Source organism: Acidisoma sp. (assembly GCF_035492295.1).
Lineage (GTDB): Bacteria > Pseudomonadota > Alphaproteobacteria > Acetobacterales > Acetobacteraceae > Acidisoma.
Genome location: NZ_DATJJK010000102.1, coordinates 1 through 11,486, shown reverse-complemented (window position 1 = coordinate 11,486; position 11,486 = coordinate 1). Strand labels below are relative to the sequence as shown.

The 11,486-nt window shown below is 61.2% G+C and carries 9 protein-coding genes; 5 read left to right on the top strand and 4 right to left on the bottom strand.

The features are described 5' to 3' along the window. The 4 genes from VL752_RS07465 to VL752_RS07450 form a co-directional block, all read left to right on the top strand. On the top strand, positions 1–1,336 hold a 1,336-nt coding region (locus tag VL752_RS07465), incomplete at its 5' end, for a complex I 51 kDa subunit family protein (protein WP_325353714.1). Between the two features lie 10 nt (positions 1,337–1,346). Next, positions 1,347–4,187, top strand: coding sequence for a formate dehydrogenase subunit alpha (gene fdhF / locus VL752_RS07460; protein WP_325353712.1), 2,841 nt, complete (start codon positions 1,347–1,349; stop codon positions 4,185–4,187). After that, positions 4,184–4,432, top strand: a complete 249-nt coding sequence (locus VL752_RS07455) for a formate dehydrogenase subunit delta (RefSeq protein ID WP_325353710.1) — start codon at positions 4,184–4,186, stop codon at positions 4,430–4,432. Before fdhF ends, VL752_RS07455 begins: the two co-directional genes overlap by 4 nt. A 50-nt stretch (positions 4,433–4,482) precedes the next feature. Beyond that, positions 4,483–5,307 carry a formate/nitrite transporter family protein gene (locus VL752_RS07450; RefSeq protein ID WP_325353708.1) on the top strand — a complete coding sequence of 275 codons (825 nt, stop codon included), beginning with the start codon at positions 4,483–4,485 and terminating at the stop codon, positions 5,305–5,307. A gap of 129 nt (positions 5,308–5,436) precedes the next feature. Here VL752_RS07450 and VL752_RS07445 read toward each other — a convergent pair whose 3' ends face one another. The 3 genes from VL752_RS07445 to VL752_RS07435 form a co-directional block, all read right to left on the bottom strand. Next, positions 5,437–6,687: a cupin domain-containing protein gene (locus tag VL752_RS07445; RefSeq protein WP_325353706.1), complete on the bottom strand. Its 1,251-nt coding sequence runs from the start codon at positions 6,685–6,687 to the stop codon at positions 5,437–5,439. A 311-nt stretch (positions 6,688–6,998) separates the two neighbouring features. Further along, entirely contained in the window at positions 6,999–7,880 is an 882-nt protein-coding gene (locus VL752_RS07440) for a LysR family transcriptional regulator (RefSeq protein WP_325353705.1), read from the bottom strand. 250 nt (positions 7,881–8,130) lie between these two features. Continuing rightward, positions 8,131–10,512 carry a transketolase gene (locus VL752_RS07435; protein WP_325353703.1) on the bottom strand — a complete coding sequence of 794 codons (2,382 nt, stop codon included), beginning with the start codon at positions 10,510–10,512 and terminating at the stop codon, positions 8,131–8,133. A gap of 101 nt (positions 10,513–10,613) precedes the next feature. Between VL752_RS07435 and VL752_RS07430 the strand changes: the two genes are divergently transcribed. Next, entirely contained in the window at positions 10,614–11,075 is a 462-nt protein-coding gene (locus VL752_RS07430) for an Lrp/AsnC family transcriptional regulator (RefSeq protein ID WP_325353700.1), read from the top strand. A gap of 170 nt (positions 11,076–11,245) precedes the next feature. On the opposite strand, the gene VL752_RS07425 is transcribed toward VL752_RS07430, so the two are convergent. Further along, positions 11,246–11,486 (bottom strand): diguanylate cyclase domain-containing protein (locus VL752_RS07425; protein WP_325353698.1); only part of this gene is annotated, 241 nt, incomplete at its 5' end.

Below are 11,486 nucleotides of genomic sequence, written 5' to 3'. Positions count from 1 at the left end.
GATCCTGGACGGCACGGCGACCGCGATCGCGCTGGGGCTGGTGGAGGAAATCCCTTTCCTCAAACGGCAAACCCGTCTCACTTTTGCCCGCGCCGGCATCACCGACCCGCTTTCGCTCTCCGACTACCGCGCCCATGGCGGTTATCGCGGGCTGGAGCGTGCTCTGTCGCTCGGTATCGAAGCGACCCTTGAGGAGGTCAAGCGCTCCGGCTTGCGCGGGCGAGGGGGCGCCGGCTTCCCCACAGGGATAAAGTGGGAAACGGTCACCCGCGCGACAGCGCCGCGCAAATACATCGTCTGCAACGCCGATGAGGGCGACAGCGGCACCTTCGCAGACCGGATGGTGCTCGAGGGCGATCCCTTCCTGCTGATCGAAGGCATGACGATCGCCGCAGCCGCCACCGGCGCCACGCAGGGTTTCGTCTATATCCGCTCGGAATATCCCCATGGCATCGCGGCGATGGAGCAAGCGCTGGCCATCGCGCGGCAAGAAAACCTGCTCGGCACCGCCATCCTCGGCAGCGCCGTCGATTTTGACATCGAGGTTCGGGTTGGCGCCGGGGCCTATGTCTGCGGCGAGGAGACGGCACTGCTGGAGAGTATCGAGGGCCGTCGTGGGCAGGTGCGCGCCAAACCGCCGATCCCGGCCCTCCGCGGTCTGTTTGGCCAGCCGACCGTGATCAACAACACGCTCTCTTTCGCCGCCATCCCGTTCATTCTCGCTCAAGGCGCCGCGGCCTACGCGGATTTCGGCATGGGGCGCTCGCGCGGCACCATGCCGGTACAGCTCGCCGGCAATGTGAAGCACGGCGGGCTGTTCGAGACCGGCTTCGGCATCGCCCTGGGCGAACTGGTCGAGAACATCGGCGGCGGCACGGCGAGCGGACGGCCGGTGCGCGCGGTGCAGGCGGGCGGCCCACTCGGTGCCTATTTCCCGACGGCACAATTCGACACGCCCTATGACTATGAGGCTTTCACGGCGCGCGGCGGCCTGGTCGGCCATGGCGGCCTGGTCGTGTTCGACGACACGGTCGACATGGCGCGCATGGCGCGTTTCGCGATGGAGTTCTGCGCCATCGAAAGCTGCGGCAAGTGTACGCCCTGCCGCATTGGCTCGACCCGCGGCACCGAGGTGATCGACCGCATCATTGCCGGTCATGATCGCGCAGCCAATATCACTCTGTTGAGCGACCTGTGTGAAACCCTCAAATTCGGCTCGCTCTGCGCCCTGGGCGGGTTCACCCCCTATCCGGTGATGAGCGCGCTTACCCATTTCCCCGAAGATTTCGGCGCGCCGCCGTCGCCGGCCGTCGCCGTGCCAGCGGCGGCGGAATAAGGAGCTTCCCATGGGCCTGATCCACGAACCGGACTACGGCACCAAGCCCTCCGCTGCGACGGATATGGTTTCCGTAGTGATCGACGGGCAGGAGCGGCGTGTGCCGGCCGGCACCTCCATCATGCGCGCGGCGGCGGAGATGGGTACCCAGATCCCAAAGCTCTGTGCAACGGATTCGCTCGATGCCTTTGGCTCCTGCCGGCTGTGCCTGGTCGAGATCGAGGGTCGCCCCGGCACGCCTGCATCCTGCACAACGCCCGTGGCCGCGGGCATGGTAGTGCGCACGCAAACGCCCCAGCTCGCAAAACTGCGGCGCGGAGTCATGGAGCTTTACATCTCTGACCATCCGCTCGATTGCCTCACCTGCGGCGCGAACGGCGATTGCGAGCTGCAGGATATGGCCGGCGCGGTCGGTCTGCGTGATGTTCGCTATGGCTATGAGGGCATCAATCACTGTGACGCTGACAAGGATCTATCTAACCCCTATTTCCAGTTCGATCCTAGCAAATGCATCGTCTGCTCGCGCTGTGTGCGCGCTTGTGAGGAGGTGCAGGGAACCTTCGCATTGACGATCGGTGGCCGTGGGTTCGGCAGCCACGTTTCGCCGGGCATGGATGAAAGCTTCTTCAGTTCGGAATGCGTCTCCTGCGGCGCCTGCGTCCAGGCCTGCCCGACGGCCACACTGATCGAGAAATCTGTGGTCGAGCTCGGCCAGCCGGAGCATTCGGTCGTCACCACCTGCGCCTATTGCGGTGTCGGCTGCGCCTTCAAGGCGGAAATGCGCGGCGAGACCGTCGTCCGCATGGTGCCATGGAAGGACGGCCTCGCCAACCATGGACACAGCTGCGTGAAGGGTCGCTTCGCCTGGGGCTATGCAACGCATCGCGACCGTATCACCAAGCCGATGCTGCGCGACAAGATCAGCGACCCCTGGCGCGAGGTCAGCTGGGATGAGGCGATCGCCCATGTCGCCTCCGAATTCCGACGCATCCAGGCCAGTTATGGAAAGGGTGCGATCGGCGGTATCACGTCCTCTCGCTGCACCAACGAGGAAACCTTCCTCGTGCAGAAGCTCATCCGCGCCGGCTTCGGCAATAACAACGTCGATACTTGCGCGCGCGTCTGTCACTCGCCGACGGGATACGGTCTCAGCCAGACCTTTGGAACCTCCGCCGGCACGCAGGATTTCGACAGCGTCGAACAGGCCGATGTCATTCTGCTCATCGGCGCCAACCCGACAGATGGCCACCCCGTTTTCGCCTCCCGCATGAAAAAGCGGTTGCGCGAAGGCGCGAAGCTGATCGTGATCGATCCACGCCGCATTGATCTCGTGCGCACGCCGCATGTCACGGCTTCTGTGCATCTACCGATCCGGCCAAGCACGAATGTCGCCGTGCTCACCGCACTTGCCCATGTGATCGTGACTGAGGATTTGGTCAATCACCGGTTCGTCGGCGAGCGCTGCGAGCCCGACGCCTTCGCGCTCTGGGCAGAATTTGTGGCGCTCGATCGCAACAGCCCGGAGGCGCTCGCTGAGACCATCGGCGTCCCGGCGGAGGATATCCGGGCAGTGGCGCGGATCTACGCGGGCGGCGGCAATGCAGCCATCTACTACGGACTTGGCATCACTGAACACAGCCAAGGCTCGACGGCAGTGATGGCACTCGCCAATCTTGCGATGGCAACGGGCAATGTCGGCCGGCCCGGTGTGGGTGTGAACCCCCTGCGAGGCCAGAACAACGTGCAGGGAAGCTGTGATATGGGCAGCTTCCCCCATGAGCTCTCAGGCTACCGCCACGTTTCGACGCCTGAGGTACGCCACCTCTTCGAATCCGCCTGGGGCACGCCCATCGATCCCGAGCCTGGGCTTCGCATTCCGAATATGCTGGATGCCGCAATCGACGGGACCTTCAAAGGCATCTACATCCAGGGCGAGGATATCGCGCAGTCCGACCCGGATATTCGGCATATCACCGCAGGCCTTTCGGCCATGGAATGCGTCGTCGTACAGGACCTCTTCCTCAACGAGACGGCGCAGTTCGCACATGTCTTTCTGCCGGGGAGCACCTTCCTCGAAAAGAACGGCACCTTCACCAATGCCGAGCGGCGCATTCAGCGTGTGCGCAAAGTTATGGCACCGAAGAATGGCTACGAAGATTGGCAGATCACTCAGATGCTCGCCAATGCGCTGGGATATCCGATGGATTACGCGCACCCTTCCGAGATCATGGACGAGATTGCGCGGCTGACACCGACCTTCACCGGTGTGAACTATGAGAAGTTGGAACGTGAGGGTTCGGTGCAATGGCCGTGCAACGAAAACGCGCCGCACGGCACGCCAATCATGCACGAAGCCGGGTTCGTGCGCGGGCAGGGGCGTTTCTTCATCACCGAATACGTGCCGACTGATGAGAAGGTGGGGCCGCGCTTCCCACTGCTTCTCACAACCGGCCGAATCCTCAGCCAGTACAACGTCGGCGCGCAGACGCGGCGGACCGACAACACCGCCTGGCATCAGGAGGATCTCCTCGAAATCCATCCGCATGATGCAGAGCAGCGCGGAATCGCCGAAGGCCATTGGGTCAAGCTCGCGAGCCGGGCTGGAGAAACCTCGCTGCGTGCGAAAGTCACAGACCGTGTGGCACCAGGAGTTGTTTACACGACATTCCACCACCCGATGACGATGGCGAACGTGGTGACGACCGATTACTCCGATTGGGCGACAAACTGCCCCGAATACAAGGTCACAGCGGTCCAGGTCTCTCCTTCGAACGGGCCGACGGACGCGCAGCGCGACTATGCTGCCCTCGGCCGGGAAACACGGCGGATCGCCGGCGTGGCGGCGGAATGAGCGTCGTGCCCTCCACCGATTCGCACGGCCTTTCCGCGGGGGATGCCAAGCTCGTCTACATGGTCAATCAGATCGCGACTTTCTTCGCCTCCCAGCCGCATGAGTCCGCGGTAAGCGGAATCGAGAGCCACATCCGCAAATTCTGGGACCCGAGGATGCGCAGGAAAATCCGAGACTTCATTCTCGCCGGCGGGACTGGGGTCGACCCACTGGCGCGCGAAGCGCTCGACCGACTGGCGGACTGACTTTCTTTCTTTAATCGCGTCGCTGCGGCGCGCAAAGCGGAGTTAACAACGTGGATTGGCTCAAACCATCGGCACTCGCCGCAGCGATGACAGACGCGGGAACCAAGAAAGCTTACCTGCCGGCGAAGACCATCATCGTCACCGGCATCCTCTCCGGCATGTTTCTTGGTTTTACCACCACACTTTACCTCTCGGCGGTCGTCGCCTCCGGGAGTGGTCTGGTAGGCGCTATCTTCTTTCCGGTCGGCTTCATCATGCTCGTGCTCTTGGGGCTCGAGCTTTTTACCGGCAACGCCGCATTGCTGCCCTATGCGCGGCTGGCCGGAAAGTTGACCGGCGGGCAGGTCATATCAGGCCTTGCTCTCGTCTACGTCGCCAATCTCATCGGCAGCCTGATCTATGCGCTGCTTTTCGCGCTGGCCAGCACAAAGTTCTTTACGACAGCACCGGATCCGGTCGGCGCCAAGTTGGTTGCAGTCGCTACCGCCAAGGTCGTGCCCTATATGAATGCCGGAGCCGCGGGTTGGGGCACAGCGCTGGTCAAAGGCATTATCTGCAATTGGATGGTCAGCCTCGGGGCGGTGATGGCGCTGGTGTGCCGCTCGGTCATCGGCAAGATTCTCGCCATGTGGATGCCGATCATGGCCTTCGTTGCGCAAGGCTATGAGCACTGTGTGGTCAATATGTTCGTGATTCCCGGCGGCATTTTGCTCGGCGCCCATGTCTCTGTCGGGCAATGGCTGCTTTGGAACGAAATTCCGGTGACGATAGGCAATCTGGTCGGCGCAATCGCGATCACGGCGATTGGACTTTACGCCAGCTACGGCGCGACCGCCGCGATTGAAACAGACGTGCAGGCAGCAACGGCAGACTGATCAATCTGCGACGATCCTGCTCGTGAAGTCGTTCTTCGTTTGTGTCTTGTCTTAAGCTTAGGCGAGAGATCGGTCCAGGTTTGAGAGGAATTGGATCACAATTCCTCTCAAACCATCACTCCCCAGAGGTCAGGTCGGCACGACTTCCGGACGGACTTTCGGGAAGCGTGCAATCACCGCCGGATCAAGATTCAAGGTGGCTGCTACCTGAGTCGGCGGAGTAAGAGCCAGCCAGTTGGCAAGCGACACCTCCTCATATCGGTCAGTCTTAAAGATTTCCAGGAAGACAAGGTCTGTCTTGCCCGTGTTTTCGATGTAATGGCCGAGGTTCTTGACGACATAGCCGATGTCGCCGGGGCGGAAATCTGCCGTGACGGCGGACGGCCCCGCGTCGAATACGGTCATGCGCGCCTGCCCTGACACGTAATACTGCCACTCATCGGCATTGGGATGCCAATGCATCTCGCGCATCCCGCCCGGCTTGACCGTGACGAGCGCGGCGGCGACGGTTTTCGAGACAGTGAAGTTCGTGCTGTCCGCAATTTGCACCGTGCCGCTCGCCGTGATCTTGTTCGGCTTCATGTCAGAAAGTCGGAAGATGAACGGGTGCGGCGGTGACCCGGCACTGGTGGCAACCGCCTCTTGATCTGCGGCAAGAGAACCGGGCAAATCCGACTGGAAGATCCAGCGTTGCGCGAGCGGAATGTGCTGGAACGATTCGACGGGCACGCCAAAATTCTTGGCCAGAACCTCGGGCGGGGTATGGGCGATCCATTCGGTGACCAGCAGAGTGTTGTATTCGCCTGCCGCGCCATTGTCGAAGGCCAGCACGAATTCGGCGCCGTCGGGCCCAAGTCCCTGAAGCGAATGAGGCAGGCCTGGTGGAAAATACCAGAGATCACCAGTTTTTACGTCCGCGATGAAGGGTCTGCCCTCAGTGTCGAGCGTGGTGATCCGGGCATGTCCGTAGGTCATAACTGCCCATTCAGCCGCCTGATGCCAGTGCAACTCCCGGACGCCTCCGGCGTTCAGCCGCATGTTCACACCGGCGATGGTCGTGGAAATCGGAAATGCATTGGAACTGACTTGACGTGCCCAGCCACCATTCTGCACGCGCTTGGGCGCGATGTTGAAGGAGGACCAGAAAACGGGCATGCCTCCGACATCAGTCGCGGGCGGGTTCTCGAAACTTGGAAGATTGTTGGCCAAAGCGGGATTTTGCGGGCCAGGATCGGTGAAGGCGCCACCGGTGTTGATAGCACCTTGCGGCGGATCATCCGGATTTCCGAATACAACCGCTGCATGGGCCGCCGCGGTTGCCGTCATAACTCCGCCGGCCGCACTCGCGGCGAGCATTTTTCGACGAGACAATATGGACATTTCTGATCCCCAACAGATAGTAGTTGTGTTCAACTAATTTCGCCCGCAAATGATGATCGAGCATCCGGGCATGCCGTTCGCGAGTCTGAAGTTTCAATGCATTGGATGAGGCTATAGTCTCGGCGTCGGGCAGAGGGGAGGATAGCCTGAGTCGCCTCGCCATAGAATATGCGTATTGATCAATCCAGGATGAGATGTTCGGAATTCATGTAGTGTTGGCGGCGACATGCGGAAGCATACCGAAGAACGTTCGGATAGACGAATGTGTGTACGAATTTTGCTAAGCTGCTGTTGCCCGCAGTCGGGATTGGTCAGTGAGTCTGTTGAGCGACGAGCACAAGCGCCGCCGTGATTGGGGGGAGCAGATCACGATTCGGTACTAGCAGACCGACACTGTGCACCGCTTCCGGCTCGACTATGGGAATTGAACGGAGACTGACGTCGAAAGCAAACATCGCTGCCGTTTTTTCGGGTAGGATTGAAGCCCAGGCCCCGGTCTGCACATGGGATGCAAGCGCGACGATGGAATTGCTCTCCAGCGTCGGCTGCACCAAAGGGCCCGCGCGAGAAAGGAGACTGTCAAGAATTCGGCGGTTCTGCATATCCGGCGTAAGAAGGCAGAGGGGAATCTGCGCAACTTCTGCCCAAGTCACTTGCGCGCGGTCGCCCAGGGGCGCCTCCGCCTCCGTCAGCAACCGATATCGTTCATCGTAGAGAGGAATTCTGCGCATATGGCCGGTCGGCTCGTTGTCGAGGTATGTGACACCAGCCTCGACTTCGAGATTTTCGATACCTTGGATAACCTCTTTTGATGTGCAGGACAGGATCGTGAAGCGGACGGCTGGATGGCGCGCGCGATAGTGTGTGGTTAATGTGCTTACAACCGCGAGCGCGGTTGGAATGGTGGCGATGCGCAGGTGCCCGGTGAGACCGCGACGGAGGGTAGTGACATCGGCGCGCATTGCCTGAATGTCGCCGACGATCCGCCGGGCCCAATCGAGCACGCGCTCGCCTTCGGGCGTGAAGTCGATAAAGCGGGAGGAACGCAGCACAAGCGGCATCCCCATCTCATCTTCAAGTGCCCGGATGCCGGCGGAGAACGTGGGTTGGGTGACGCCACAAGACTCCGCCGCACGGGTGAAATTCCGCTCTCGTGCGAGGGCGATCAGATATTCGAGCTTGCCATAGATCAAGGCCTGGCGCTCCTCCATTGATGGGCGAACGGCTAGGCGAAGCTTACGGCTCTTCTGGGGATCTCGCCAGTCGGTGGAGGGGTGTGGATCCTCGCAGAAGCTTTTGGGCGACGACCGCGGCAGCGGCGAGCGCGGTGGCGGCCTTTCGAATGCCGGTGCCTCCTGCGGCATCTGCAGAGCAGACGGCCGTAATCAGGCAGTGATACCTGGACCTGGTCGCGTTCAGTTATGACTGGATGGCTCGATGTTTCTAATATCGAATGGGTCGAGCGGGTGACAGCGCCTGTGCCGATGCCAGCAGACCCTCCACGTCAATCCCCGCATGCCGATACAAATCCTGGATGGATCCGGTTTGCCCGAAATGCTCGACACCGAGGGCGCGTGTTCGGTGACCCATCACGCCGCCGAGCCATGCGAGAGCCGCCGGATGTCCGTCCTGCACCGTGAGCAGGCCGCAATCCTGCGGCACTTCCCTCAAGAGCCGTTCGATATGGCTGATCGCTTCCCGGTCGCCGCTTTCTCGCAGCCGACTGGCAGCGTTCCAGCCGGCATGCAATCGGTCGGCCGAGGTGATGGCGAGAAGGCCCACGTCGCGCCGGTCCTCAGCCATTAGACCGACCGCCTCGATTGCTTCCGGCGCGACCGCGCCGCTGTAGGCAATTACCAGTTCTGCGTTCGGGCCGGGGTGGCGCATCCAATAGCCGCCATCAATGATGTCTTGCCGCAGTGGGTCAGTCATAGGTCGGACGGGCTGTTCGATCGGCCGGGTCGAGAGACGCAGATAGACTGCGCCGCCTTTGTCGTCAGTCAGACAGGTCCGGCGATCCGGAGTGTCGTCTCCCGATCGCTGGATATAGTCGAAACTCCAGCCCATGATTGCCGAAAGCTCATCGACAAATGCCGGCTCAAAACTTTGCAGTCCATCCTGCGCCATGCCGATCAGCGGGGTTGCAATGGATTGATGGGCACCTCCTTCGGGTGCCAGGGTGATGCCCGATGGCGTGGCAACCACAAGAAAGCGGGCATCCTGGTAGCAGGCATAATTGAGGGCATCGAGGCCGCGCTCAATGAAGGGATCGTACAGCGTGCCGACGGGCAGAAGGCGCTCGCCAAAAAGCGCATGGGACAGGCCGAGGGCAGAGAGCAGGATGAAGAAATTCATCTCGGCGATGCCGAGCTCTATATGCTGCCCGTCGGGCGAAAAGCTCCAATTGAAGGTGGAGACAACGCGCTCCGCCCGAAAAGTGTCCGCCAGATTGGCCCGTGCGAAAAGGCCGCGCCGGTTGACCCAGGCGCCGAGATTGGTCGAGACGGTGACGTCGGGCGAAGTCGTAACGATCCGGTCGGCTAAAGCGTTCTTCTGCTTGCCGATTTCATGCATGAGGAGTCCGAAGCCCTGCTGCGTCGAAAGAGTTTTTTGAGGCGAAAGCGGCGGCATGGTCGGCACTGGCTGGACAGCTGCCCGATGCCGGCGCGCACCATCCTGGGCGAAGGGCACAGCATCGAGGAAGGAGCCGAGCAGAGCATGAGCCTCGTCGAGCCCCTCGAACCGCTCCCATTCATGCCCCTGCCGGATATGGAGCCGCTCTCTTAGGCGCTGTATCTGATCGGGCGTCATGAGCCCTGCGTGATTGTCCTTGTGGCCCGCCAGCGGCAGGCCATAGCCTTTGATCGTATAGGCAATGAAGCAAACCGGGCGATCATGAGTGCGGGCGGCCTCGAATGCTTCCAGCAGCATCGGTAGATCATGACCACCAAGGTTGGCCATGACAGCGCTAAGTTGCTCATCACTGAAGCTTTCGATGAGAGCCTGGGCGTCTTGGTCCATCCCCAGGTCGTCCAGCAACCGCTTGCGCCAGGCGGCTCCGCCCTGAAAGGTCAGCGCCGAATAGAGCGGGTTGGGGCAGGCGCAGATCCAGGCGCGGAGGGCTTCTCCACCCGGCAGTGCGAAGGCAGCCTGCTGGAGTGATCCATGACGGAGAACAATCACATCCCAGCCGAAGTTGCGGAACATGGATTCGAACCGCTCCCACAGACCCTCATGCACCACCCCGTCCAGGCTTTGTCGGTTGTAATCGACGATCCACCACGTGTTGCGCAGACCGTGCTTCCAGCCTTCCTGAAGGCATTCGAATATATTGCCCTCGTCCATCTCCGCGTCGCCCACCAGGGCGATCATGCGGCCTTCCGGCGCCTTCTCTCCCCAGCCCTTGGCGTGGAGATAGTCCTGCACCAGAGAGGCGAAGAGGGTTTGCGCGACGCCGAGCCCCACGGAGCCGGTCGAGAAATCCACATCGTCTGTATCCTTGGTGCGTGACGGGTAGGATTGCGCGCCACCGAAGGCGCGGAACTTTTCTAGATTCTCGCGACTCTGCCGCCCCAGGAGATACTGGATGGCGTGAAAATTCGGGCTCGCATGTGGCTTAACCGCCACCCGGTCTTCCGGTCGCAGAACTGCGAAATAGAGCGCCGTCATGATCGTCGACAGGGAAGCCGAGGAAGCCTGATGGCCACCGACCTTCAGATTGTCAGTATTGCGGCGGAGATGATTGGCATGGTGGATCATCCAGGTTGCGAGCCAGAGGACCTTGCGCTCGAGCATCTCAAGAATGCGCGCATCCGTTCCTGTCATTGACGTGCCTCCCGCTTGGGTCTCTAGCTTAGAAGCGTAGCGCGGGCGATCGGAGCTAATTGTCGCCTGTTTTCGGACCTCCTTTAGTGAAGATCACCAAAATGCATGGTCTTGATGACATCGATCGAAAAATCATCGCGGCCGTCCAGAGCGACGGCCGGATTACGGTGAATGAAATCGCCGCCCGCGTCGGGCTTTCAGCCTCACCCTGTGCGAGGCGGGTCCGCATGCTGGAGGAGGCAGGCGTCATCAAGGGCTACACGGCGGTGATCGACCAGAAAAAGGTCGGCCTTCCCATCAGCGCCTTCGCCTCGATCAAGCTTGAACGGCAGCGCGAGGAGGATCTCGACCGCTTTGCCGCGGCCGTGGCGCGCTGGCCGGAGGTTGTGGACTGCTACCTGATGACCGGGCAGCGCGACTATCTGATGCGTGTTGTCGTGCAGGATCTCGAAGCCTACGAACGGTTCCTGAAGGACAAGCTGACGCGGCTCGACGGCGTCGCGTCCATCGAAACAAGCTTCGCTCTGGTTCAGATCAAACGCTCGGAAGTGCTGCCCCTCTAGAACGGCCCGAGAGAGAGCGGGCGCCGGAGAGCGGTCAGGACCCGGGTGGTCAGCGTGAATCCTTCCACCGTGTCCACGAGGGACAGCATGCCCTCGCGACCTGTACCGCAAACCAGACCGAAGTTCGAAAAATCTCGATCTTGAATCTCAGCGCAGGATGACGAACCGTTTTAGGACGGAGTCTTGGCGGCGAGCTCGTCACGGCTGAAGACGCGGCCGTAGACCGTATTGCGGCCGGCTGCCTTCGCCCGATAAAGTTGGCTGTCCGCCGCATCGATCCAGGCTTCGGGCTTCAGATCCATGGCGCAGCAGCCAGTGGCCACGCCAAGGCTGACCGTGACGAAGGGTGCCGTATCCGATCCGTCATGCGGGATACCGAGTGCGGACACTCGCGTGCCGATGGTCTGTGCG